General features: G+C 69.8%; 23 protein-coding genes and 2 pseudogenes. 5 read left to right on the forward strand and 20 right to left on the reverse strand.

Annotated elements, in window-relative coordinates; genetic code table 11:
* Positions 1-23: 23 nt before the first annotated feature.
* From ACIGCK_RS11495 to ACIGCK_RS11510, 4 genes are all read right to left on the reverse strand, one after another.
* The gene (locus ACIGCK_RS11495; protein ID WP_396666235.1) at positions 24-2231 is read right to left on the reverse strand and encodes an ATP-dependent Clp protease ATP-binding subunit; all 2208 of its coding nucleotides are present in this window, start codon (positions 2229-2231) and stop codon (positions 24-26) included.
* Between the two features lie 253 nt (positions 2232-2484).
* On the reverse strand, positions 2485-3432 hold the full coding sequence (locus tag ACIGCK_RS11500) for a GlxA family transcriptional regulator (protein WP_396666237.1): 948 nt from the start codon (positions 3430-3432) through the stop codon (positions 2485-2487).
* Between the two features lie 233 nt (positions 3433-3665).
* Complete coding sequence (locus tag ACIGCK_RS11505; protein ID WP_396666239.1) at positions 3666-4928, reverse strand: glycosyltransferase family 4 protein; 1263 nt, start codon at positions 4926-4928, stop codon at positions 3666-3668.
* Positions 4925-6073, reverse strand: a complete 1149-nt coding sequence (locus tag ACIGCK_RS11510; protein WP_396666470.1) for a glycosyltransferase — start codon at positions 6071-6073, stop codon at positions 4925-4927. The genes ACIGCK_RS11505 and ACIGCK_RS11510 overlap by 4 nt, the downstream gene beginning before the upstream one ends.
* Before the next feature lie 249 nt (positions 6074-6322).
* Here ACIGCK_RS11510 and ACIGCK_RS11515 point away from each other — a divergent pair, with 249 nt between their 5' ends.
* Positions 6323-6916, forward strand: coding sequence for a hypothetical protein (locus tag ACIGCK_RS11515; protein ID WP_396666241.1), 594 nt, complete (start codon positions 6323-6325; stop codon positions 6914-6916).
* 29 nt (positions 6917-6945) lie between these two features.
* On the forward strand, positions 6946-7587 hold the full coding sequence (locus tag ACIGCK_RS11520) for an LON peptidase substrate-binding domain-containing protein (RefSeq protein ID WP_396666242.1): 642 nt from the start codon (positions 6946-6948) through the stop codon (positions 7585-7587).
* A gap of 157 nt (positions 7588-7744) precedes the next feature.
* Here the strand turns inward: ACIGCK_RS11520 and ACIGCK_RS11525 are convergent, their stop codons facing one another.
* From ACIGCK_RS11525 to ACIGCK_RS11565, 9 genes and pseudogenes are all read right to left on the reverse strand, one after another.
* Positions 7745-8338 carry a DUF305 domain-containing protein gene (locus ACIGCK_RS11525; protein ID WP_396666244.1) on the reverse strand — a complete coding sequence of 198 codons (594 nt, stop codon included), beginning with the start codon at positions 8336-8338 and terminating at the stop codon, positions 7745-7747.
* A 52-nt stretch (positions 8339-8390) separates the two neighbouring features.
* Positions 8391-9272 (reverse strand): F510_1955 family glycosylhydrolase, encoded by an 882-nt coding sequence (locus ACIGCK_RS11530; protein WP_396666246.1) that lies wholly within the window; start codon positions 9270-9272, stop codon positions 8391-8393.
* Between the two features lie 71 nt (positions 9273-9343).
* A complete protein-coding gene (locus tag ACIGCK_RS11535) occupies positions 9344-9952 on the reverse strand; it encodes a DUF305 domain-containing protein (RefSeq protein ID WP_396666248.1) in 609 nt (202 codons plus the stop codon).
* A gap of 106 nt (positions 9953-10058) precedes the next feature.
* Positions 10059-10499, reverse strand: a complete 441-nt coding sequence (locus tag ACIGCK_RS11540) for a DUF6153 family protein (RefSeq protein ID WP_396666250.1) — start codon at positions 10497-10499, stop codon at positions 10059-10061.
* Positions 10500-10540: 41 nt separating this feature from the next.
* Positions 10541-12643 carry a heavy metal translocating P-type ATPase gene (locus ACIGCK_RS11545; RefSeq protein ID WP_396666251.1) on the reverse strand — a complete coding sequence of 701 codons (2103 nt, stop codon included), beginning with the start codon at positions 12641-12643 and terminating at the stop codon, positions 10541-10543.
* A gap of 41 nt (positions 12644-12684) precedes the next feature.
* Positions 12685-13149, reverse strand: a pseudogene (locus ACIGCK_RS11550) (HAD-IC family P-type ATPase); the annotation flags it as partial.
* 53 nt (positions 13150-13202) lie between these two features.
* A pseudogene (locus ACIGCK_RS11555) lies at positions 13203-13382 on the reverse strand (cation transporter); the annotation flags it as partial.
* Positions 13379-13699 carry a heavy-metal-associated domain-containing protein gene (locus ACIGCK_RS11560; protein WP_396666253.1) on the reverse strand — a complete coding sequence of 107 codons (321 nt, stop codon included), beginning with the start codon at positions 13697-13699 and terminating at the stop codon, positions 13379-13381. The pseudogene ACIGCK_RS11555 and the gene ACIGCK_RS11560, both read right to left, overlap by 4 nt.
* A gap of 30 nt (positions 13700-13729) precedes the next feature.
* The gene (locus ACIGCK_RS11565; protein ID WP_396666255.1) at positions 13730-14011 is read right to left on the reverse strand and encodes a metal-sensitive transcriptional regulator; all 282 of its coding nucleotides are present in this window, start codon (positions 14009-14011) and stop codon (positions 13730-13732) included.
* 831 nt (positions 14012-14842) lie between these two features.
* On the opposite strand from ACIGCK_RS11565, the gene ACIGCK_RS11570 reads away from it, so the two are divergent.
* Together ACIGCK_RS11570 and ACIGCK_RS11575 are read left to right on the forward strand one after the other, a co-directional pair.
* Positions 14843-15100, forward strand: coding sequence for a DUF2252 family protein (locus tag ACIGCK_RS11570; protein ID WP_396666257.1), 258 nt, complete (start codon positions 14843-14845; stop codon positions 15098-15100).
* Positions 15101-15222: 122 nt separating this feature from the next.
* Positions 15223-15498, forward strand: a complete 276-nt coding sequence (locus ACIGCK_RS11575; protein WP_396666258.1) for a DUF2252 family protein — start codon at positions 15223-15225, stop codon at positions 15496-15498.
* On the opposite strand, the gene ACIGCK_RS11580 is transcribed toward ACIGCK_RS11575, so the two are convergent.
* From ACIGCK_RS11580 to ACIGCK_RS11605, 6 genes are all read right to left on the reverse strand, one after another.
* Complete coding sequence (locus ACIGCK_RS11580; protein WP_396666259.1) at positions 15459-15899, reverse strand: heat shock protein transcriptional repressor HspR; 441 nt, start codon at positions 15897-15899, stop codon at positions 15459-15461. The genes ACIGCK_RS11575 and ACIGCK_RS11580 overlap by 40 nt on opposite strands.
* The gene (locus tag ACIGCK_RS11585) at positions 15899-16894 is read right to left on the reverse strand and encodes a DnaJ C-terminal domain-containing protein (RefSeq protein WP_330170674.1); all 996 of its coding nucleotides are present in this window, start codon (positions 16892-16894) and stop codon (positions 15899-15901) included. Before ACIGCK_RS11585 ends, ACIGCK_RS11580 begins: the two co-directional genes overlap by 1 nt.
* Positions 16895-16906: 12 nt before the next feature.
* A complete protein-coding gene (locus tag ACIGCK_RS11590) occupies positions 16907-17503 on the reverse strand; it encodes a nucleotide exchange factor GrpE (protein ID WP_396666261.1) in 597 nt (198 codons plus the stop codon).
* Between the two features lie 2 nt (positions 17504-17505).
* A complete protein-coding gene (gene dnaK / locus ACIGCK_RS11595; protein ID WP_396666263.1) occupies positions 17506-19371 on the reverse strand; it encodes a molecular chaperone DnaK in 1866 nt (621 codons plus the stop codon).
* A gap of 151 nt (positions 19372-19522) precedes the next feature.
* On the reverse strand, positions 19523-20728 hold the full coding sequence (locus tag ACIGCK_RS11600) for a cation:proton antiporter (protein WP_396666265.1): 1206 nt from the start codon (positions 20726-20728) through the stop codon (positions 19523-19525).
* Between the two features lie 2 nt (positions 20729-20730).
* Entirely contained in the window at positions 20731-21219 is a 489-nt protein-coding gene (locus ACIGCK_RS11605) for a cation:proton antiporter regulatory subunit (RefSeq protein ID WP_396666266.1), read from the reverse strand.
* 109 nt (positions 21220-21328) lie between these two features.
* Between ACIGCK_RS11605 and ACIGCK_RS11610 the strand changes: the two genes are divergently transcribed.
* Complete coding sequence (locus ACIGCK_RS11610; RefSeq protein WP_396666268.1) at positions 21329-22618, forward strand: MFS transporter; 1290 nt, start codon at positions 21329-21331, stop codon at positions 22616-22618.
* Between the two features lie 178 nt (positions 22619-22796).
* Here the strand turns inward: ACIGCK_RS11610 and ACIGCK_RS11615 are convergent, their stop codons facing one another.
* Positions 22797-23261 (reverse strand): MarR family winged helix-turn-helix transcriptional regulator, encoded by a 465-nt coding sequence (locus tag ACIGCK_RS11615; protein WP_396666270.1) that lies wholly within the window; start codon positions 23259-23261, stop codon positions 22797-22799.
* Positions 23262-23356 lie beyond the last annotated feature (95 nt).

Genomic DNA, 23356 nt, shown 5'->3' on the forward strand with positions numbered 1-23356 from the left:
GCGGTCCGGAGTCGCGGCGGGGATCAGTCCTCGATGAGCTCGGCCTCGATGACGTCGTCGCCGTCGCCGGGATCGGATGCCGGGGCCGCGGGCCCGTCGCTCGTCAGCACCAGCGACGTGCCGTCGGCCGCGACATCCACCCGCACGACGTCGCCGTCGCGCACGCCGCCCGCGAGGATCGCCATCGCGAGGCGGTCCTGGATCTCCGACTGGATCAGGCGCCGGAGGGGCCGAGCACCGAACACGGGGTCGTACCCGCGCTCGGCGAGCCAGGCGCGCGCGTCGGGCGTGACGGCGAGCGTCAGCCGCCGCTCGTGCAGCCGGCGCTGAAGCGCATCCACCGCGAGCTCGACGATCTGCGCCAGGTCGTCCTGCGTGAGCGCCTGGAAGATGACGATGTCGTCGAGCCGGTTGATGAACTCGGGCTTGAACGCCTGACGCACGAGCCCCTGCACGGCCTCGCGCTTCTGCTCGAGGGAGAGCGTGGGGTCGATGAGGATCGGCGAGCCGAGGTTGGACGTGAGGATCAGGATGACGTTCTTGAAGTCGACCGTGCGGCCCTGACCGTCGGTCAGGCGCCCGTCGTCCATCACCTGCAGGAGCACGTCGAAGACCTCGGGGTGGGCCTTCTCGACCTCGTCGAGCAGCACGACCGAGTAAGGGCGGCGCCGCACGGCCTCGGTGAGCTGGCCGCCCTGCTCGTACCCGATGTAGCCGGGAGGGGCGCCGACGAGCCGCGACACGGAGTGCTTCTCGCCGTACTCGGACATGTCGATGCGCACCATGGCGTGCTCGTCGTCGAAGAGGAACTCGGCGAGCGCCTTGGCGAGCTCCGTCTTGCCGACACCCGTGGGGCCGAGGAAGAGGAAGGAGCCGGTGGGGCGGTTCGGGTCGCTGATGCCCGCGCGCGAGCGACGGACCGCGTCGGAGACGGCCTTCACGGCATCCTTCTGCCCGATCAGGCGCTTGCCGAGCTCGGCCTCCAGGTGCAGCAGCTTCTCCGTTTCGCCCTGCAGGAGCCGCCCGACGGGGATTCCCGTCCACGCCGCGATGACGTTCGCGATGTCCTCGTCGGTGACCTGGTCGTTCACCATGCGGTCCTCGCTGGACTCGGCCCGCTCGGCTTCCATGAGCTGCCGCTCCAGCGCGGGGATCTCGCCGTACAGCAGCCGCGACGCCTTCTCGAGGTTGCCCTCGCGCTGGGCGCGCTCGGCGTCCACGCGCGCGGCGTCGAGACGCGTCTTGAGGTCACCGACCAGGTTCAGCGACGCACGCTCGTGCTCCCACCGTTCCTGCAGCTCGCCGAGGCGCGCCTCCTGCGTCTTGAGGTCCTCGCGCAGCTTGGCAAGCCGCTCCTTCGAGGCGTCGTCCTTCTCCTTCTTCAGCGCGAGCTCCTCGAGCTTCAGCCGGTCGACGTGGCGCCGCAGCTCGTCGATCTCGAGCGGCGCGGAGTCGATCTCCATGCGCAGCCGCGACGCGGCCTCGTCGATGAGGTCGATGGCCTTGTCGGGCAGCTGCCGGCTCGGGATGTACCGGTGCGACAGGGATGCCGCGGCCACGAGCGCGGCGTCGGCGATCGCGACCTTGTGGTGAGCCTCGTACCGCTCCTTCAACCCGCGCAGGATCGCAACGGTGTCCTCGACGCTGGGCTCGCCGACGTACACCTGCTGGAAGCGGCGCTCGAGCGCAGCATCCTTCTCGATGAACTCGCGGTACTCGTTGAGCGTCGTCGCGCCGATCAGGCGCAGCTCGCCGCGGGCCAGCATCGGCTTGAGCATGTTGGATGCCGCGACCGAGCCCTCCCCGCCGCCCGCGCCCATCAGCACGTGCAGCTCGTCGATGAAGGTGATGACGCGACCCTCGGACTCGGTGATCTCCTTGAGCACGCTCTTGAGCCGCTCCTCGAACTGTCCGCGGTACATCGCCCCGGCGACGAGCGCGGAGATGTCGAGGGTGATGAGCTCCTTGTCTTTGAGGGACTCCGCGACATCGCCCGCGACGATGCGCTGTGCGAGGCCCTCGACGACGGCGGTCTTGCCGACGCCGGGCTCGCCGATCAGCACGGGGTTGTTCTTCGTGCGGCGCGTGAGCACCTGGCTGACGCGCCGGATCTCGGCGTCGCGCCCGATGACGGGGTCGAGCTTGCCCTGCTTTGCGCGCTCGGTGAGGTTGATGCCGAACTGCTCGAGGGCGCTCTGCTGCTCCTCCTGCGGCTGCTGGCCTGGTTGCATGGTCGTCCATTCTCGAGAGATCCTCGGGCTCACGTTTAACTTGAGCCTTGTTGGCTCAACTTTAACATTACCCGGACGCCGGCGGCAATGGCCCCACAGGGCACGCAGGGCGTCGGGGCCCACCCCGCGCCAGACAACATTCCGGACACATCGGCGCGGAGCGGCCGCCGGGGCGGCGTACGCCCGGCTCACCCCGCATCCCTCCGGAATGTTGTCGCAGCCACGGCGCACAGCCCCGGTCCGCCCCCCGGGGTCAGGCGGCGAACGTGGCCCGGTACGCCGTGGGGGTCGTCCCCAGCATCCGGGTGAAGTTCTGGCGCAGCACCGCCGCGGATCCGAAGCCGCAGTCCTGCGCGATCCGGTCGAGCCCCAGGTCCGTCGTCTCCAGCAGGCGCTGGGCGTGTATGATCCGCTGCCGCGCGAGCCAGGCGGCGGGGGTCACCCCGAAGTCGGCCTTGAACCTGCGGGCGAATGTGCGCGGCGACATGTGCGCACGCGCCGCGACCTGCTCCACCGTCAGGTCGTGGCGCAGGTTCTCGAGCATCCAGTCGGCGACGGGGGTGAGCGAGAGCGAGGTCACCCTCGGCAGTGGCCGGGCGATGAACTGCGCCTGCCCGCCGTCCCGCTGGGGGGCCACCACCATCCGGCGCGCGATGGCGTTGGTCACCTCGGCCCCGAGCTCCTGTCGCAGCAGGTGCAGGCACGCGTCGAGACCCGCAGCCGTACCGGCGCTCGTGATGATCTTGCCGTCCTGCACGTAGAGGACGTCGGGATCCACCTCGATCTCCGGGTACATCGCCCTCATCGTCTCGGCGTAGCGCCAGTGCGTCGTCGCCCGCCGCCCGTCGAGCACCCCGGATGCCGCGAGCACGAACGCGCCGCTGCACACGCTCAGCACCCAGGCGTCGCGCGCGACCGCGCCCCGCACGGCCTCGCATACCCGCTCGTCGGCCATCGCCCACGTCGCCCGCGGCACGGGGGTGACGACGACGAGGTCGGCCACGGCCGCGAACGACAGGTCGTTCTCGACGGTGATCGAGAAGCCGAGGTTCGACGCGACGAGGCCGGACTCGGCGGCGCAGATGCGGAAGTCGAACGGCTCGATGCCGTCGTCGGAGCGGTCGAGCCCGAACGCTTCGCACGCGAGCCCGAACTCGAAGGGCGAGAAGCCCTCCTGCACCACGACGGCGACCGTCTTCATCGCACCCCCGGAATCAGTGGCACTTTTCCTACGAACAGCGTCTGCTCTGCCACTCGTGGCAGTTACCCGCTCATCGTAGCGTGACTGCCATGATCCTGCTGATGAGCACCCTCGCCCTCGCCGCTCTCACCGGCATCGCCGGCACCGTACATCTCCTGCTCACCGACGGCTACCGTCGCGTGCCGACCGACCGCGCCCGCATCCCCGACCGGTCCCGGTCCGAGCCGGTCGCGTCAGAGACCGCGGCGTCCCGCGTACACGCCCAGAAGCCGCGCGACGTGAACCTCGGGGTCGAACTCCCGCGCGCCGTCGGCCGCACGCTGTGACGCGAGCACGACGCGTGCCGGGTCCTGCACGAGCGCGATGAGCATCTCCGCCATCGCCTCCGGTTCCGGACCGGCGGCGCGCAGGCCGGCGACGTCGACACCCTCGGTCAGCGCCGGATCGACGTAGAAGACGCCGCGCCGCGCGTGCAGAGCCTCGACGATCGTCACGGGCTGGTTGTCGAATCCGTACGAGGACAGCGCGACCACGTGCGACTGCCGCATGAGCTCCTGCACCCGGCCGCGATCGAGTCGTCCGTGGAAGCGCACCGGCAACCCCTCGGCCGACCGCTCGCCCTCGGCGCGCAGCGGCCCCTCGCCCACGACGTCGACCGACAGCGAGCCGCCGGGAAGGCGGCGGGATGCCTCGGCGATCGCGGCGACGAACTCCATCAGCCTCTTCTCGGGCACGAGACGCCCGACCCAGACGATCCGCAGCGCAGCGTCCACCGACGTCAGCGGCTCGGCGGCCGCGTCGGGAAGCGCCACGGCGTTCGGCACGACGCGCACGTCGGCCAGGCCCGCCTCGCGGAGCCGCACCGCCTGGTGTGCCGACGGCGACACGACGGAATCCACCCGCTGACCGGTGGCGAGGGTCAGCCCCCGAAGGGCCGAGTCGAGGGGGGCCTCGGCGAGCGCGGCACGGGATGAGGGGAATCCGCGCAGCCAGCGGGCGAAGATCCGCACCGCACCCGCCGCGACGACGCCCACCCCCCGCGGCACGGGCGCCTGCCAGAAGAAGGTGTGTACGGTCTGCACCGTGCGAAGACCCCGCCGGCGTGCCGCGCTGATCGCCGCGGCGGAGAGCCCGAACTCCGAGTGCACGTGCACGACCTCGACATCGTGCTCGGCCAGCTGCTGCGCGAGGCGGGAGCGCAGCCCGGCGGTGTTGCGGATCACGGGCAGATCGACCCCCGGCAGGGTCACGCGGGCCGGGACGAGAGCGTCGGCACCGCCGATGCCACGCCACTCGCGCAGCCAGGATGCCTCGGCATCCTCCGGCTCGGGGGCGATGAGCAGCACGTCGTGACCGGCCCGGCGCAGCAGCGTCGCCTCGTCGAGGAACGCGCTCTGCGCGCCGCCGAGGTAGTCGAGCGAGTAGTCGCAGACGAGCGCGACGCGGCGGGGCGTGCCGTCCTCGGAGCGCCCCCGATCGGCCGCGTCGGTCGTCACGACCCGACGGGCTCGCCGCGGTAGAGAGCCTCGAACGTGCGCAGCGTGCGCTGGATGTCGTGGATCTTCACGCCCTCGAGCGAGGCCTCCTGCATCTGGCGGAACCGATCGGCATCCGCCGACAGCACCGCGGCGAGCTTCTCGGCGAGGTCGTCGGCGCTCTCCGGGTCGAACAGATAGCCGTTCTCGCCGTCGTGCACGAGGTGGGGCAGCGCCATGGCGTCGGCGGCGACGACGGGCAGGCCCGACGCCATCGCCTCCATCGTCGCGATCGACTGCAGCTCGGCGATCGAGGGCATCGCGAAGACGCTCGCACGGCTGTAGATGCTGCGAAGCTCGTCGTCGTCGACGCGGCCGTGGAACGTCACGCGGTCGGCGAGCCCCAGCTCCTCCGCCAGGTGCTCCAGGTTCTTGCGCTGATCGCCTCCGCCGACGATGTCGACCTCGGTCTTCAGCGCGGGATCGAGCTGGGCGACGGCCCGCAGGAGCAGGTCGATCTGCTTCTCGCGCGTGAGCCGGCCGACGAAGAGCACGCGGTGGCGTTCGCGCGGCGTCAGGTCGGGGAGGTAGTTGCCGGCGTCGAGGCCGCAGGAGACGGGCAGCACCCCGTGGATGTCGATCGCCCGCTCGAGGAAGTCGGCGGCGTTGCGGGTCGGCGTCGTGACCGCGCAGGTGAGCGCGAACGTGCGGGCGGCGTCGTCCCACGCGAGCTTCACGAAGAGGTCGTGCAGCGCCGGGGGCAGCGTCGTGTGATCGAGGATGTTCTCGGGCATCACGTGGTTGGTCGCCACGACCGGGATGCCGCGCTTGCGCGCCTCGCGGGCGAGGCCCCGCCCGATGACGATGTGCGACTGGATGTGCACGGCATCGGGCTTGACGGCGTCGAGCACCTGGCGCGCGTAGTGCTTGGAGCGCCACGGCCAGACGAAGCGGAGCCAGTCGTGCGGAGGCCATCGCACGGCGGGCAGCCGGTGGACCATGACCTGCTCGCCCTCGATCGTCTCCGGCCCGGGCGCCTGACGGCGGTAGCGCTGATTCGGGGCGACGATGTGCACGTCGTGGCCCTTCGAGACGAGACCGGCGGCCAGGCGTTCGCTGAAGCGTGCCGCGCCGTTCACGTCGGGCGCGAACGTGTCGCAGCCCATGACGATCGTGAGAGGCCGTGCGGATGACGCGGCATCCGCCTCGGCGCGCGGCGATACGGGCGCGTCGGACTCGCGGTCGGCGCCGTGGGTCTCGGACGAACTCACGGGGGGCTGCCAATCTGTGCGGCGGATGGGGGGCGTCTCACGTGCACGCGAGCAGTCACTCTACCCGAGGGGTTCGCGCGGACCCGGGAGGCGGGGCGGGTGCGCCCACACCGCGGGCCCAGGCATCCGCCCTACCCTGGGGGAATGGCGAGACTGCAGGCCGATGCCCCGCGAGAGCGGTGGGTCCCCGTCACCGGGTCGCTGGGGTTGCGCGGCCGACGGCATCGCAAGGCGGCGATCGGGATGCTGCTGGGCCAGGCGAACCGCGCGATGGGCGCCCCCGAGCGGCCGGGCTCGGGGATCGCGGCCTGGGCGATGAGCCAGGCTGCCCCGCTGCTCATGCGCCGCGCGGCCGGTCGCGTGCTCGTCTGGGTGTGGAAGAGCGATCCGGAGCTGCTCGTCGTGATGGCGCAGGTGCAGGAGGCCACGCCGCAGGTACGGGCGGCGCGCGCGAGCATGCCGATGGAGTACGACGACACCGAGACCTTCCGCGGAACGTATCTGGGGGTCGGCGAACGGCTGGTGGTCGACCTTCCGCCCGACGAGCGCACGCCGCCGTTCGCGACGTACACGTGGGACACCGGCACGCACCTCGTGACGGTGACCGCCGTGTGCAGCGACCGCGGGCGATTCGGCACGGTGCGCGCCGCGGTCGACGACCTGGCCCGGTCGCTGCGCCTCGTGGAGGACGTGGCTGCCGGCGAGAGCGCCGGCGTTCTTCGCATCGATCCGGCCTGACCCCGCCTCGACGGTGGCACGCTGGTGTCGTGCCGGTGCTGCCGATGTTCCCGCTTGGGTCCGCCCTGCTGCCCGGCATGCCGCTGCCGCTGCGGATCTTCGAACCCCGCTACCGGCGGCTCTTCGACGACGTCTCGGCCGGCGACGGCGCGTTCGGCGTCGTCCTCATCGAGCGGGGCGGCGAGGTGGGCGGCGGCGACCAGCGCTTCACCCGCGGCACCATGGCGCACATCCGCGGATACCGCGACGTGGGAGAGTCGATCCTCCTCGCCGCCGTCGGCGGCGACCGCTTCGACGTCGTCGGCTGGGAGGACGAGGATCCCTACCCCCGGGCCCGCGTGAGGAAGGTGCCGGCCCTCGTCTGGGACGAGGACCTGCGGGCGGAACGGGATGCCGCGGAGCGCGACGTGCGCCGCCTCCTCGTCACCGCGACCGAATTCGTCGACGCGCCATGGTCGCCCGACGAGGAGCTCTCCGACGACCCGGTGCTCTCGCTCTGGCAGCTCGCCGGGATCGCGCCCATCGGCACGCTCGATCGCTACGGCATCCTCGCCTCCGACGACCTCGCGACGGTGGTGAGCCGCCTGCGCACGGCCGTATCCGACGCCGACGAGCTGATGCGCCTCACCGCCGCGCCCCTCGAGGTCGACGACGACGAGGGGTACGACTGAAAATCGTGAGGCCACGGGATCGACGCCCGTCGGAGCCACTGAACCCCCGAGGTGGCTTCTACACCGAGGGGGTTCTTCTTTTCCCTGGTGTGAGAGGGTTTTCTGTTCCGGTCGTTGAGCGAGCGCAGCGAGACGAAACGCACCTCCCGCTGAGTTCTTAGTCCGTTGGGCAGGTTCGGTCGGCAGGTTCGTCGTAGGTAGGCACGGGACGCGCCGCAGCTTCCTCGGGTGTTGCCGCGATGCCGTTTTCGGCGATGTCCTTGATGAGCCAATCCATCTCAAGGATCTCCTTCTTCTGCGCTTCGCTGATATTGACCGCGAGTTCGCAGACTCGGACGTCCTGAATCTGTGCGCGTTCGGATCGGGTGATCGCGAGTGAATGGTGCGGGATCATTCCCTGCATGAAGGCGGTGTCGTCGACCGTGATCTGGCTACGGTCGAGGAAGATGCCTCCGCCGATGAGGAGCACGCCGGCGACGATGATTGCGATGTTCGCTTTCGTGTTCTTGTACATGTTGAGCATCCAGCCCAGCATGATGAGGACCATCGTGCCGCCCATGGTGAGGGCCATGAAGATGCGGCTCTCGCTGAGGCGGATGTGGCCCCACTCCCAGGAGCCGGCGAACATCACGAAGTACATGACGACGACGGCGGTGAGAATCATCGCGCCGAAGCGGATGTACATGCCGAGCATGGTGTTGTTGTGCTGCTTCTCCTCGTGAGAGGTGGTGTGATCATTGCTGTCTGACATCGATATCGTTCCTTTCTCAGTGGGTGGCGCGTCAGCGCCGAGATGGGTCTTGTTACGGGGATGCGACTTCCGGCAGGAGCGTGAGGCCACTCTCGTCGGCAATGAGGACGTCGCCGGAGTTGGTGACCGCGATAGCTTGCGCTGTGCCGTGCACCGTCCCGACCTCGACCCAGGAGGGCGCCCCGGCAGTGGTGGCCCAGATCTTGCCGCCCGTTCCGACACCGACGATTCGTCGATGATCGGGGGAAACGTTCATCAAGGCGATGAGAGGCGCTTCCTCCCAGGGGGTGAAGGAGGCGGCGCCATCGGTGCTGATCTGCAATCCGTCCGGCGTGGACGCGATGATCCGACCAGCGGCGTCCGCGATCAGGTTGTACGCGAACAGAGACGCCCCGGTCGGATACCAGGTGTCGCCCGTGTCGGTACTCGACAGGATCACGATCGTGTCTGTGGCGAGGCCATAGACGGAGCCGTCCGGGCCGGCGGCCAGGACGTGGAAGTCCTTCTCGCCAGTGAAAGCGACCGGCGACCAGGTCCGGGCGCCGTCCGTGCTGCGGATGATGCCCAGGTGCGGCGAGCCGAGGTTAGCGGGGGTGGTGCGGTCCGGGTGTCCGGATGCGAGCAACGTGCCGTCGACCACCGTGAGCCCCATCGCGTCAAAGGTCGGGCCGTCGACGCGCGGGCCGAGCGCCCCGTCGGCTGTAGCGGTGTAGATACCGTCGTGGGTGCCGATGAGGAACCCAGACCCGGATGCGTCAGGGACGATGCCGTGCACATGCTTGATCGCGGTGTCGGCGTGTTCGGCGCCCGTGGATGGCGGCTGACTGACGCAACCAGTCACCGGCAGAGCGACGGTGAACCCGGCGAGAAGAAACGCCGCCAAGCGACGAACTCCGCGTCGACGGAACGGGTCGGTGAGAGTGTGGTGGATCATAGTGGCTCACTGATCCGACCGCGCGGCGGGGATACGCCGTGATGCGAGCGGTCCCCACCGCGCTGCCGGCGTCAGAGGGTTCCGAGGATCTCCTTCATGGCGGTGATTTCGGCGGTTTGGGTGTCGATGATGGTCTGCGCCATCTCGACCGCGTCCGGGTTCTGACCGTTGTCGACCTCACCTTCGGCCATCTCGATCGCGCCCTCGTGGTGCATCGTCATCTGCTCCAGGAACAAGCGGGCGGCGTCGGCTCCGGTGGCGGCGTCGAGGGCTTGCATGTCCTCGCCGGTCATCGTTCCGCTGCCGTGGTCCATGCCGTCCATCGAGTTCATCGCGAGGTCAGCGCCCCACGCCTGCAGCCACGATTCGAGCTGCGTGAGCTCGGGCTGCTGGGCGGCTTTGATGTCTTCGGCGAGGGTGACCACCCGGTCATCGATGCCGTCCTTGGTGAGGAGCATGTCGGACATCTCGACGGCCTGCTGGTGGTGGGGGATCATCATCTGCGCGAACATCACGTCCGCGTCGTTGAAGTCCCCAGCGACGGCACTGGCTGACGGGGACGTGGAACTGCCGTGGTCCATGCCCGGCATGGAGCCGGAATTGCCGGAGTCGGCGCAGCCGGCCAGAACCAGCGCGGCGGCGAGGGCGAGGGCGGCGGATGCCGCGTAGCGAATCTTCATCAGTGGTCTCTCCAAGAGGTGTGCGTGACGGTGCGCCCGGCCGGGTTCGGCCAGGCGTGCGGACAGAGACCCAGGACAACGGGTGTCCGGGGCATCTGCAGCCGCGTCACGTACGACTGATGCAAAGACTTGTCAATGAGGGAGGTCGAAGCGGTGCCGCCTCGACGAGACCGCGCAGGAGCGGCCCGGGGCGCGGGAGACGGGCTAGCCACTGCTGGGCGTCGCGGGGCCGGATGATCAGCAGCAGCGTCGCCAGTACGGCGAGGAGGCAGGCCATGGCGAGCATTCCCGCATCGCCCATCCCGCAGTCCGCGCACGGCTCCTCCGCAGTCGGGGCGTGAGCATCCCCCATGCCCGCGGTGCCGGCGACGGTCTGGTCGGTGGTCATCGCGGCGTGGTGGCCGGTGTCGGCGGCGGTGTGGGTATTGAGGGAATGCATCGCGAGGAGGCCGACGATGACCGCACCGATGAGGGCGATCAGCAGCAGCATCGTCCGCGCCACGGACCGGCCGGCCCGCAGCCGCTCGGTCAACGCGATCAGCGACATTTCACCCTCCTTCCCTTTTCCACGGTACGGCACCACCCAGTTCAGCGGTGGATCATCGCGTCCGGGCTGAGATCCAGCCGACGCAGCAGCTGCGCGTTCACCGCGACCACGATGGTCGACAGGGACATCAGGATCGCCCCGACTGACATGGGCAGCACGAACCCGATCGGTGCGAGCACCCCCGCGGCGAGGGGGACCGCGATCAGGTTGTAGCCGGCCGCCCACCACAGGTTCTGCTTCATCTTCCGGTAGCTCGCCCGTGACAGCTCGATCACCGACAGCACCGACCGGGGATCATCGCTGGCGAGGATGACCCCGGCGGACGCGATCGCGACATCCGTGCCGGCACCGATCGCGATCCCGACGTCGGCCTGCGCGAGTGCGGGAGCATCGTTCACCCCGTCGCCGACCATTGCGACCTTCCGGCCTTCGGTTTGCAGCTCTTTCACCTTGGAGGCCTTGTCCTCGGGGCGCACACCGGCGAAGTACCGGTCGATGCCCAGATCGGCAGCAACCGCCGCAGCGACCGCGTCCGCATCACCGGTGATCATGACCACCTGCACGTCACGGGCGTGGAGGGCATCGATCGCCTCCCTCGACTCCGGGCGGATCTCATCCGCCAGCCGCAAGGCGCCCGCGACAAACCCATCGATGAGGACATGGAGGATGATCGCACCCTCCTCCCGCCACCGGTCAGCCACGGGCAGCTCGTCGGCGTGCTCCTGCTCCAGCATGTACGGGCCACCGACCTGCACGGTGCGGTCGTCCACGGTGGCGCGGACTCCCACCGCCGGGGACGACTCGAATTCGCTCGAGCGAGGAATCGTGAGCTGCTTGTCCTTCGCGGCGGCGACGATGGCGCGGGCCAGGGGATGTTCGGAGTCGGTTTCGGCGGCCGCGGCCACTGCGAGCAGCTGGTCCGGGTCGGTGCCGTCGACCGGTTCGATGCCGGTCACGGCGGGGGCGCCCTTGGTGAGGGTGCCGGTCTTGTCGAACAGGACCGTGTTCACGGTGCGCATGCTCTCCAACGCCAGCCGGTCCTTGATCAGTACCCCCGCGCGGGCGGCCCGTTCGGTCGCGATCGACACCACCAGCGGGATCGCCAGGCCCAGCGCGTGCGGGCACGCGATCACCAGCACCGTGATCGTGCGGATCACCGCATCATCCGGCAGCCCAACCAACGTCCACACCACTGCGGTGATGACGGCGGCGCCGAGCGCGAACCAGAACAGCCACCCGGCAGCACGATCCGCGAGCCGCTGGGCGCGCGAGGAGGAGTTCTGCGCATCCGTGACCAGCTTCTGAATCCCCGCCAGGGCGGTGTCCTCACCGACCGCGGTGACCTCCACCCTGACACCGCTGTCGGCGGCGACGGTGCCGGCGATGACCTGATCCCCTTCGCCGCGGCGTACCGCGCGGGATTCGCCGGTGATCATCGACTCGTCCATGCTCGCCGACCCCTGCACGATCCGCCCATCCGCGGGCACCCGCCCACCAGGACGCACCACCACAACATCCCCAACCGTCAAGTCGGCGGGGGCGACGGTGACCGTGCTGTCCCCCTCGACCTTCTCCGCCTCATCGGGGAGCAGGGCGGCGAGGGAGTCCAGGGCGGAGGTGGTTTGGGCGAGGGAGCGCATCTCGATCCAGTGCCCGAGCAGCATGATCACGATCAGCAGCGCCAACTCCCACCAGAAGTCCAGCTCGTGATCCAACACCCCGAGACTCGCACCCCAAGAAGCGAGGAACGCCACGGTGATCGCCAACGCGATCAGCAGCATCATCCCGGGCTTGCGGGAGCGGAGTTCGCTGACCGCGCCGATCAGGAACGGGGCGCCACCCCACACATACATCACGGTCCCCAGAATTGGGGAGATCCAGCCCGCCCATGCGGCATCCGGGAGCGGGTAGCCGATCAGCATCGAGAACATCATCGAGAACCCGACCACCGGGACGGCGAGGATCAGCATGATCCAGAACAGCCTCCGGAACTTCGCGACGTGATCCCCGTGACCGGCCGGCCCACCGTGGTCGGCGTGCCCCTGGCTGGAATGCCCCTCCGCAGGCGCCTGATCGTGGTCGTGCTCGGCGGTGGCGGCGGTGTGCCCGCTCGGGGCGGGTGTGTGGTGATCGTGCTGGCTCATCAGAGCCCTCCTTCACTGGGTGCGCCCGGAGGCGCACAGGGTCAGGCCGATACAGAAAGACGGGAATCCGCGGTTGCCACGGCAGGGGCTGGGTTGGGTCGGAACCGGCGCAGCCGCAGACTGTTGGTGACGACGAACACGGACGACAGCGCCATCGCTGCGGCCGCGACCAGCGGGTTGAGCAGCCCCGCCATCGCAACCGGGATCGCGGCGACGTTGTACGCGAACGCCCAGAACAGGTTGCTCTTGATCGTGCCGAGAGTGCGGCGGGCCAGGCGGATCGCGTCGGCCACGATGATCAGGTCGCCGGAGACGATGGTGATGTCGCTCGCTGCGATCGCCGCGTCCGTCCCGCCCCCCATCGCCAGCCTCAGGTCTGCGGCCGCGAGAGCTGCGGCGTCGTTGACCCCGTCGCCGACCATCGCCACCACCCGCCCCTCAGTTTGCAGGCTCCGGATGATGTCGAGCTTCTCGGCAGGGGTAACCCCCGCGTGCACCGTGTCGATGTGGCGGTGTCGGGTGCGGTCGGGGTGGGCACAGTGGCGCGGTAGCCGACGGCCTCCACGGCGGCGATAAGTTCAGCGGTGTCGACGTCTCCCCCGCGGACCCGTGCTTTCTCGGTGGCATAGTTCACCGACGCTTCCCCACCGGGAAGCTTGTTCAGCTTGCGTTCGATCCGGGTCGCGCACGACGCGCAGGTCATCCCGGAGATCTCGAGCTCGACGTCGACAGTACTCATGCCGGTGCGCCCGCCAGGGTGTAACCAGCCTCTTCCACCGCCGCCTCGATCGCCGCGCCATCGACCGGGCTGGTGCTGTGGATCGTCACCCGCGACGTACCACCAGCGTTCAGGTCCACCGTCACGTTCTCGACACCGTCGATCGCGGTCAGCTCCTCCGTGACGCTCGATACGCAGTGCGAGCACGTCATCCCCGACACCAGCACTTCGCCTGTGACAGCGGATGCAGCAGCTGGCGTCTCCGGCGCGGATGCCGTGGAGCAGCAGGCGCAGCCGGCGTTGGTGTCGGTCAAGCCGAGATCGGTGCGGTCAGTCATCAGTACCTCCAGGTGAATGCGGTTGTCGGGTTACGAACGGACCAGGCGGGCGATCGCGTCGTTGGCCTCACGGATCTTGTCCGCAGCGACCTGACCGCCCTCCGCAGCGGCCTCAGCCACGCAATGCGTCAGATGATCGCCCAGCAACGACAGCGCCACCGTCTCCAGAGCCTTCGTCGCCGCAGACACCTGAGTGAGGATGTCGATGCAGTACTTGTCCTCATCGACCATCCGCGCGATACCGCGCACCTGACCCTCCACCCGACGCAGCCGCTTCTGCAGATCGTCCTTCTTGCTGGCGTACCCGTTCACGATATATACGGTACCCCCCTAGGGTAGCTGGTCAACACGATCACCGTATCTGCCGGTCAAGAGCGGTGGCACGTTGCCGGCGACGCGAGCTCCTACGCTGGCGAGACAGTCGCTAATGCCCGCCACGGCGACCACCCGTGGCACCGGTTGTATACCCTTGCTGAGGCCGCTACCAAGATCGCCACGCTGGCGGCGAGCCGGAAGGTCAGCGTTGACCGCTTGCTCGAGGAGATTGTCGAGACGATCGACGACCGAGAGACTCAGCGCATTTCGCGAGATCGGCTCGCGGCCGACTCGGAACCGCTCGAGGACGTCGCCGATCGCTTCGGCATCGATCTCAAGACGTATGAGGCAAGTCGCGAACCTCAAGCCGAAGGCGACCTGGGGCCACCGGAATCCTTCGTAGCGGGGCCATCTTCGTCGAGGGCTCGAACGATGCGTTCGTAATCGGTCTCGTCAATGAAGTCATTCACGAACGCGTACTCGACGACCTCGAAGCTGTTGTCTCGGAACTCCCAGTCGTCGGCGAGACCAGTCGTTCGGTAACGCGGCTCGTAACGCCAGGACAGCAAGAAGCCAACCAGCTCTTCGCGAGATCCGCTCATCCGCGGCGGCACGTACCAAGTCCATCGCTGTCGGAAACTCGGGATCGGACTCAGTCACGTCACCACCTCCAGATTGCGTCGGGGATCTCGGCTCCAATGATGAGCGAGAGCTTCCGCTTGGTCCTGTCGAGCGTGTTCCCCAGGGTTGCACGATCCTCCGGCGGGATCACAAGATCGGGAAACCTGTCGAGTGCTACCCACCCATTGAGGGCACGAGGATGCCGTGGTGCGGGCCGCCGCCGACTCGGCCGTCCGCACCTATGCCGGCGCGCTGCGGTCGGGGTCGCGGCGCAGTCCGCTGCAGCGCTACGTCGAGCACTTCGCCGCCGACGCGGGAGAGTCGACGCTCGACGAGGAGTCCCGCGCCGTGCTGGCGGCGGCCCGGCGCGACGCCGAGAGGCGCACCTCCGAGCGCGCGGCCCGCAAGCTCACGGAGCACGCGACGACGGCAGGCTCCGCTTCGTCGAGCGCCCGCCGACCATGACCCACGGGGCGCAGCGTGCTGGAGGAGTACGGCGGCATCCGGCAGCCGGCGGCCGTTACGGACTATGTCGCGCAGCACGGCGAGGGGGCGCGGGTGGTCGCGCTGCAGCGCATCCTGCTGCGGTGTCCGACCCCTTCCTCGGCCACTTCCGCTTCGACGGCCGCGACTACTACGTGCGCCAGTTCCACGACATGAAGGGCGGCATCGAGATGGAGACGCTCGACGCGGGCCCGTTCCGCCGGTACGCGGATGTACATTCCCAGCGCCTATTGGGGCAGGTTCTGTGCAGTGGGGCACGGCAGAACCTGCCCCACTGCACACAAGCTGCCCCGATCCCGGGAGGGTCGGACCCCGGGTGTCAGTCGGATGCCGGGGGCTGCGGCGGACGCGGCCGGTAGAGCACGACGTCGGTCGCGCGCCGCACGCGCGTCCCGGCCCGCAGGGTGATGACCGAGCCGGTCACGCCGGCGGCGAAGACCCGCGACCCCGGGCGCGACTGCCGCTCGACCTGCAGCTGCTGCTCGAGGTCGCGGACGCGGCGCGAGAGGTCGTGCACCTGCTCCTCGAGGGCGATGAGCCGCGCGATCGCGGGAAGGCTCATCCCGTCGGCCGAGAGACGCGCCACCTCGCGCAGCTGCTCTACGTGTCGCGTCGAGTAGCGGCGGGACCCGCCACGCGTACGCTCGGGCACGACCAGGCCCAGCCGGTCGTACTGCCGCAGGGTCTGCGGGTGCATCCCCGAGAGCTCGGCGGCCGCCGCGATCGCGAAGATCGGGGCATCCTCGTCGATCTCGTCCATCAGGCTCGCGCCTTCTGCATCAGCTCCGCCCGCGGGTTCTCCTTGGGCTCGGCCTCCCGGAAGCGCTCCAGCGCCTCACGGGCCGCCCCCTCCAGGTGCGAGGGGACGACCACCTGTACCTCGGCGAGCAGGTCTCCCGTGCCCTTGGCGGTCTCGACCCCGCGGCCCTTGACCCGCAGCACGCGGCCCGAGGGCGTCCCCGGGGCCACGCGCAGCTTGACGGGCTCGCCGCCGAGGGTCGGCACCTCGACCGTGGCTCCCAGCGCGGCCTCCGTGAAGGTCACCGGCAGCGTCAGGCGCAGGTTGAGCCCGTCGCGCACGAAGACGGGGTGCGGGCGCACGCTCACGTGCACGACGATGTCGCCGCTCTCCCCGCCGTCGGGCGAGGGGCGGCCGCGGCCGCGCAGGCGGATCTTCTGGCCGTCGGCGACACCTGCGGGGATCTTGATCTTGAAGGGGCTGCCGTCCTCGCCCTGCAGCGTGATCGTCTCGCCCTTGGTCGCCGTGACGAAGTCGATCGTCGTGCGTGCCGTCACGTCCGCGCCGCGCGCGGGGCCGCCGTAACCCTGGAAGCCCCCGGAGGGCTGCCCGAACCGGCCGGAGCCGAAACGGCCGCCGCCCTGCTGCTGGTTGAACATCGAGAAGATGTCGTCGAAGTCGGCCGCCGAATAGCGGCCGCCGGCGCGGCCGCCGCCGAAGCCGCTGAACACGTCCTCGAATCCGCCGCCACCGCCGCCGCCGGCCGTGAAGCGCGCACCCGATCCCATCGCGCGGATCTGGTCGTACTCCTCGCGCTGCTCGGGGTCGGAGAGCACCGCGTACGCCTCGCTGATCTCCTTGAAGGTCGCCTCGGCCTTCGCATCACCCGGATTGGAGTCGGGGTGATACTGGCGGGCGAGCTTGCGGTAGACCTTCTTCAGTTCCGCCGCGGAGACGTCTTTCGACACGCCGAGGACCTTGTAGAAGTCCTTGTCGAACCAGTCCTGACTGGCCATGTCGTCCTCCGTCTATTCCGCCGGGACGGCGACCACGACCTTCGCGGGGCGCAGCTCGACCGAGCCGAGGCGGTAGCCCACCTCGACGACCTCGAGCACCGTCGTCTCCTCCTGGCCCGCAACGGGCTGCTGGAAGATCGCCTCGTGGTGCTGGGGGTCGAAGACCTCGCCGACGGCGCCGAAGGCCGTCACACCCAGGCGCTCGGCCACGGTGCGCACCTTCTCGCCGATCGCGGCGAACGGGCTCCCCTCGGTCAGGTCGCCGTGCTTCTCGGCGCGGTCGAGGTCGTCGAGCACCGGCAGCAGGCCCTTCACGGCCTCGCCCTTCGCCCGCTCGATCTCCCGCTCGCGCTGCTCCTCCGTGCGCCGGCGGTAGTTGGCGTATTCGGCCTGCAGGCGCTTGAGGTCGGTCAGCAGCGCCGACTCGAGGTCGGCGATGACGGCGTCCTCGGATGCCGCGGCATCCGCGCTCTGTTCGGCGCCGAGGATGTCCTCGACGGTGAGAGCCTCTTCCTGCGACTCGGGGTCGGAAGCCTGCGCCTCCGACCCCTCGTCACCGGGAAGAACCTCGTCGTCGCCCTGCGGCTCTTCGAAGTCCTTGTCGGTCATGATTACTTCTTCTCGTCCTCGTCCTCGTCCTCGACGACCTCGGCGTCGATGACGTCCTCGTCGTCGCTCTGCGTCGACGCGCCCTCGGCGGGCTGCTCGCCCTCCGGCGCTGCCTGGGACTGCGACGAGGCGTAGATCGCCTCGCCCAGCTTGCCCTGGCTGGCGCTGAGCTTGTCGAAGGCCGTCTTCACGGCGTCGTCTTCATCGCCCGCGAGCGCCGCCTTGAGCGCATCCACGTCGCCCTGCACCTCGGACTTGACGTCCTCGGGCAGCTTGTCGGCGTTGTCCTGGATGAGCTTGTCGACGGAGTACGCGAGCGACTCGGCCTGGTTGCGCACCTCGGCGGCCTCGCGGCGCTTCTTGTCCTCGGCGGCGTGCTCCTCGGCCTCGCGCACCATGCGGTCGATGTCCTCCTTGGGCAGCGACGAGCCGCCCGTGATGGTCATCGACTGCTCCTTGCCGGTGCCCTTGTCCTTCGCCGACACGTGCACGATGCCGTTGGCGTCGATGTCGAAGGTGACCTCGACCTGCGGGATGCCGCGGGGCGCGGGCGCGATGCCGGTGAGCTCGAAGGTGCCCAGCGGCTTGTTGTCGCGGGTGAACTCGCGCTCGCCCTGGAAGACCTGGATCGCGACCGACGGCTGGTTGTCGTCGGCGGTCGTGAAGGTCTCGCTGCGCTTGGTCGGGATGGCGGTGTTGCGCTCGATGAGCTTCGTCATGATCCCGCCCTTCGTCTCGATGCCGAGGCTCAGCGGGGTGACGTCGATGAGGAGGACGTCCTTGCGCTCGCCCTTCAGCACGCCGGCCTGCAGGGCGGCGCCCACGGCGACGACCTCATCGGGGTTGACACCCTTGTTCGCGTCCTTGCCGGTCTCGCGCTTGACGAGCTCGGCCACCGCGGGCATGCGGGTCGAACCACCCACGAGCACCACGTGGTCGATGTCGCCCACCTTGATGCCGGCCTCGCGGATGACGTCCTCGAACGGCTTCTTGGTGCGGTCGAGGAGGTCCTTGGTCAGGTCCTCGAACTTGGCGCGCGAGAGCGTCTCGGACAGGGACACGGGGCCGCTGTCGGTCAGCGACAGGTACGGCAGGTTGATGCTCGCCGAACTCGAGCTCGACAGCTCCTTCTTGGCCTGTTCCGCGGCCTCCTTGAGGCGCTGGAGGGCGATCTTGTCTCCCGAGACGTCGACACCGGTGGTGTCCTTGAACTGCTTGATCAGGTAGTCGACGATGCGCTGATCCCAGTCGTCGCCACCGAGGCGGTTGTCGCCGGCGGTGGCGCGCACCTGGATGGTCGAGAAGTCGTCGTCCTTGCCCACCTCGAGCAGCGAGACGTCGAAGGTTCCGCCACCGAGGTCGAAGACGAGGATGAGCTCGTCCTCCTTGCCCTTGTCGAGGCCGTAGGCCAGGGCGGCCGCGGTGGGCTCGTTGATAATGCGCAGCACATTCAGGCCCGCGATCTCGCCGGCCTCCTTCGTGGCCTGGCGCTCGGCGTCGTTGAAGTACGCGGGGACGGTGATGACGGCATCCGTCACGGTGTCGCCGAGGTACTCCTCGGCGTCACGCTTGAGCTTCTGGAGGATGCGCGCGGAGATCTCCTGCGGCGTCCACTTCTTGCCGTCGACGTCGAACGTCCAGGTCGTGCCCATGTGGCGCTTGACGCTCGCGACCGTGCGGTCGACGTTGGTGACGGCCTGGCGCTTGGCGGTCTCGCCGACGAGCACCTCCCCGTCCTTCGTGAACGCGACGACCGACGGCGTCGTGCGAAGGCCCTCGGCGTTCGCGATCACCTTCGGCTCGCCGCCCTCGAGCACCGCGACCACGGAGTTCGTGGTGCCAAGGTCGATTCCTACTGCACGGGGCATGTGTTTCTCTCCTTCGTATGAACCGCAGCGGGATGCTGCCGATTCGGTGTTTCTGCGGAAGTCTGCGATCGGCTCGACCGGGGTTGAGCCGCCTGCGCTCAAGAGTACTCAGACCGCCGGATGCTGTCAAATGAACTTGACATGGTAAGGCTCAACTTTTTCGGGATAGAAGAGCTCGCGGACGGGCTCTCGCAGCCCGGCCGGCGACCCATCGCGAGAACCACGCGGCATCCGGCACGCGAGCCAGCAACGGACCGGCGACGATCGTGATGAGCACGTACGTCGTCGCGAGCGCGGCGAGCGCGGGCTCGACCCCCGACGCGACCGCGAGCCCCGCGATGACGATCGAGAACTCGCCGCGCGGCAGCAGGGCGAAGCCCGCCCGCCAGCGGCCGGCCTCGGCGATTCCCGCGTGCCGCGCGGCGAGGTACCCCGTCAGCAGCTTGGCGGCCATCGTGACGACCGCGAGGATCACGGCGGGAACGAGCATCGGCACGAGGTCGCGCGGATCGGTGGAGAGCCCGAAGAAGAGGAAGAAGACCGCGGCGAACACGTCTCGCAGCGGCGCGAGAGCCCGCTGCGCGTGCCGCGCCACCGGACCGGAGATCGCGATGCCCATGAGGAAGGCACCCACCGCCGACGACACGTTCGCCCCCGCTGCGAGGCCCGCCACCAGCAGTGTGAGACCGAGCACCGACAGCAGCAGCACCTCCGCGTCGCGCGAGCTGACCAGCCGCGACACCAGTGCGCCGTGGCGGAGGGCGATGTAGAAGATCGCCGCGACGCACCCGAGCGCGATCCCGATCGCGAGCGCGCTCGCGCCGAGACTCATCCCCGCCAGCAGGGCGCTCAGGATCGGAAGGTAGAACGCCATCGCCAGGTCCTCGGTCACGAGCACCGAGAGCACGACGGGAGTCTCACGATTGGCCAGCCGGCCGAGGTCCTGCAGCACCTTCGCCACGACGCCCGAGGAGGTCACCCACGTGATTCCGGCGAGCGCGACCGCCGCGACCGGGCCCCACCCGAGCAGGAGGGCCGCCGCCGCGCCGGGGAGGGCGCCCAGCACGAAGTCCAGCGTTCCCGAGAACTTCGCCGAGCGCAGGTTCCCGACGAGTTCGTCCGCGGTGTACTCCAGCCCCAGCATGAGCAGCAGCAGGATCACGCCGATCTCGGCCCCGATCTCGATGAACTCCGCGCCGTGCGCAATCGGCAGCAGTCCCCCCTCCCCGAACGCGAGTCCGATCAGCAGCACGAGCGGGATCGGGGAGATCTCCCACTTCCGTGCGAGACGGCCCAGGAGGCCGATGACGAAGAGCAGCGCGCCGATCTCGATGAGGGCGAGCGCGCCGTGGTCCATGATCAGTCGCCGTCGATGATGCGCACGAGGCGATCGAGCCCCTCGCGCGTTCCCAGCGCGACGAGCGTGTCGCCCGCCTGGAGCACGTCCTCGGGCCCCGGAGCGGGGACCACGCCCCCCTCGCGGACCACCGCGACGATCGAGCACCGCGTGCGGGTCCGCGCCCGGGTTCGCCCGAGCGGCTGCCCCACGTAGACCGAGTCCGCGCGCACCGGGATCTGCTCGACGTAGAGGCCCGTCAACTGCTCGCGCAGACCCGCCAGCTGGGTGAAGATCAGCGATCCCCCGAGCACCTCCGCCAGCGCCGTCGCCTCCTCGTCCGTGAGCGACACCGTGGCGCGCACCCGGTCGGGATCGTCCCGATCCCCGAGCGCCAGCTCGCGTCCGCCGTCGCGCAGCGACACCACCGACAGCCTGCGACCCGTCTCGCTGACGATGTCGTGCCGCACGCCGATCCCGGGCAGCTCAGTGCGCTCCACATGTACGCCCATGCGCACATCCTGACAGGCGAGCGGATGCCGCGGTATAGCCTGGGCGCGCGCCGCGCCGCGGCGGCGCCGGGCCACCCGCCGTTCACCGAAGGGCCATACCGTGCCGCACATGAGCGACACCCCCGACCGCACCAGCCGCCGCCGCGTCGTCGCCTGGGGGCTATGGGATTGGGGCTCGGCGTCCTTCAACGCCGTCGTGACGACGTTCGTCTTCACCGTCTACCTCACGAGCTCGGGCTTCGGCCCCGAGGGGGTGGTCGAGTCCCAACTGGGCTGGGCGCTCGCCGGCGCGGGCCTGCTCATCGCGCTCCTGGCCCCCGTCACCGGTCAGCGCTCCGACACCTCCGGCCGGCGCAAGCTCTGGCTCGGGGTGAACACCTACATCGTCGTGGCCATCACCCTCGCGATGTTCTTCGTCGAGCCCGATCCCTCCTTCGTCTGGCTGGGCCTGCTCCTGGTCGCGGGCGGGAACGTCTTCTTCGAGTTCGCGGGCGTCAACTACAACGCCATGCTGCGGCAGGTGTCCACCCCGGCCTCGATCGGCCGCGTCAGCGGCTTCGGCTGGGGCATGGGCTACGTCGGCGGGATCGTGCTGCTGCTCATCGTGTACTTCGGCTTCATTCAGGGGTTCTTCGGGCTCCCGAGCGAGAACGGCCTCGACGTGCGCCTGTCGATGATCGTCGCCGCGCTCTGGTTCGGGATCTTCGCCCTGCCCGTCCTCTTCGCCGTGCCGGAATACCGGGGCGCGGGAACACGGCGCGAGCGCATCGGGTTCTTCGCCTCCTACGCGCGCCTCGGCCGCGACATCGCGCGGCTCTGGCGCGACAGCCGCGCCACCGTATGGTTCCTGCTCGCGAGCGCCGTGTTCCGCGATGGCCTCGCGGGCGTCTTCACCTTCGGGGGCGTGCTCGCGGCATCCGTCTTCGGGTTCTCGGCGGGAGAGGTGATCCTCTTCGCCATCGCCGCGAACGTCGTCGCGGGCATCTCGACGATCGCGGTCGGCGCCCTGGACGATCGGCTGGGCGCGAAGCCGGTCATCGTGACGGCGCTGGCCGGGCTCATCGTCTCCGGTCTGCTGGTGTTCTTCCTGCGCGACGGCGGGCCCGCCGTCTTCTGGACCGCCGGCCTGGCACTGACCCTCTTCGTCGGCCCCGCCCAGTCGGCCTCCCGCACGTTCCTCGCGCGCATCATCCCGCCCGGTCGCGAGGGCGAGGTTTTCGGCCTCTACGCCACGACCGGGCGCGCCGTGTCGTTCCTCGCGCCCACGATGTTCGCGCTGTTCGTCGGGCTCACGGGCGACTCGGCCTTCGGCATCCTGGGCATCGTGCTGGTGCTGCTGGCCGGGCTGCTGCTCCTGCTGCCCGTGCGCGCGCCCGCCGCCGTCCCCGCCCTGCGCTGAGCGGGCCCCGGCGCTCCCCGCTCTCCCCGCGCCCGCCGCGCCCCGGCCCCTGGTCCCCTGTCACGAACCGCGCGCCGCCTCCCGCTCGCCTGTCACGAACCGCGCGCCACGGGCGCCACGCCGAGCGGTTCGTGACAGGCGAGCGTCGCCCGGGGGTCAGGGGCGCGGCGCCCGGGGGTCAGGGGCGCGGCCACGCGTCGGCGAAGCGCGTGAGCAGCGTCGCCAGCTGGGCGCTCTCCTCCGGGGTGAAACCGCCCAGCGCCGCCTCGACGGCCGCGCGGCGCTCGGCGCGCACCCGCGCGACGAGTTCCCGCCCGCCGTCGCCGAGCCCGATCAGCGTGCGGCGCGCATCGGCGGGGTCGGCCTGCCGCACCGCGTGGCCGAGGTCGATCGCCTGCTGCACGAGCCGGCTCGCCCGCGGCTGATCCACGCCGATCGCGTCGGCGACCGCGCCGATCGTCAGCGGCGCAGACGCGGCGTCCAGCGCTTCCAGCACTCGCAGTCGCGCCGCCCCCGCGAGCCGCTCCTCCGGCGAGCGGTGCCCGCCATCGCCCGCCGGACGCCCCCGGCCGCCCCGTCGGCGCCGCACGCGGGAGAGCGCAGCGGCGATCGACTCAGCGGGATCGCGCGACGTATCGGACACGCGACGAGAATACATGCCACCTGACATGCTTTTGCGGCAGCGCTCCCGCCACGCCCGGCTCCCCACGCCGGCCGCAGCGCGCGGCATCACCCGAA

Source organism: Microbacterium sp. NPDC078428 (assembly GCF_044542535.1).
Lineage (GTDB): Bacteria > Actinomycetota > Actinomycetes > Actinomycetales > Microbacteriaceae > Microbacterium > Microbacterium limosum.

Coding starts and splice junctions, on each gene's coding strand:
- ACIGCK_RS11495 (WP_396666235.1), bottom strand. CDS start 2,231: ATGCAACCAGGCCAGCAGCCGCAGGAGGAGCAGCAGAGCGCCCTCGAG.
- ACIGCK_RS11500 (WP_396666237.1), bottom strand. CDS start 3,432: ATGAAGACGGTCGCCGTCGTGGTGCAGGAGGGCTTCTCGCCCTTCGAG.
- ACIGCK_RS11510 (WP_396666470.1), bottom strand. CDS start 6,073: ATGGGCTGCGACACGTTCGCGCCCGACGTGAACGGCGCGGCACGCTTC.
- ACIGCK_RS11515 (WP_396666241.1), top strand. CDS start 6,323: ATGGCGAGACTGCAGGCCGATGCCCCGCGAGAGCGGTGGGTCCCCGTC.
- ACIGCK_RS11525 (WP_396666244.1), bottom strand. CDS start 8,338: ATGTCAGACAGCAATGATCACACCACCTCTCACGAGGAGAAGCAGCAC.
- ACIGCK_RS11530 (WP_396666246.1), bottom strand. CDS start 9,272: ATGATCCACCACACTCTCACCGACCCGTTCCGTCGACGCGGAGTTCGT.
- ACIGCK_RS11535 (WP_396666248.1), bottom strand. CDS start 9,952: ATGAAGATTCGCTACGCGGCATCCGCCGCCCTCGCCCTCGCCGCCGCG.
- ACIGCK_RS11540 (WP_396666250.1), bottom strand. CDS start 10,499: ATGTCGCTGATCGCGTTGACCGAGCGGCTGCGGGCCGGCCGGTCCGTG.
- ACIGCK_RS11545 (WP_396666251.1), bottom strand. CDS start 12,643: ATGAGCCAGCACGATCACCACACACCCGCCCCGAGCGGGCACACCGCC.
- ACIGCK_RS11560 (WP_396666253.1), bottom strand. CDS start 13,699: ATGACTGACCGCACCGATCTCGGCTTGACCGACACCAACGCCGGCTGC.
- ACIGCK_RS11580 (WP_396666259.1), bottom strand. CDS start 15,899: ATGGACGAGATCGACGAGGATGCCCCGATCTTCGCGATCGCGGCGGCC.
- ACIGCK_RS11585 (WP_330170674.1), bottom strand. CDS start 16,894: ATGGCCAGTCAGGACTGGTTCGACAAGGACTTCTACAAGGTCCTCGGC.
- ACIGCK_RS11590 (WP_396666261.1), bottom strand. CDS start 17,503: ATGACCGACAAGGACTTCGAAGAGCCGCAGGGCGACGACGAGGTTCTT.
- dnaK (WP_396666263.1), bottom strand. CDS start 19,371: ATGCCCCGTGCAGTAGGAATCGACCTTGGCACCACGAACTCCGTGGTC.
- ACIGCK_RS11600 (WP_396666265.1), bottom strand. CDS start 20,728: ATGGACCACGGCGCGCTCGCCCTCATCGAGATCGGCGCGCTGCTCTTC.
- ACIGCK_RS11605 (WP_396666266.1), bottom strand. CDS start 21,219: ATGGGCGTACATGTGGAGCGCACTGAGCTGCCCGGGATCGGCGTGCGG.
- ACIGCK_RS11610 (WP_396666268.1), top strand. CDS start 21,329: ATGAGCGACACCCCCGACCGCACCAGCCGCCGCCGCGTCGTCGCCTGG.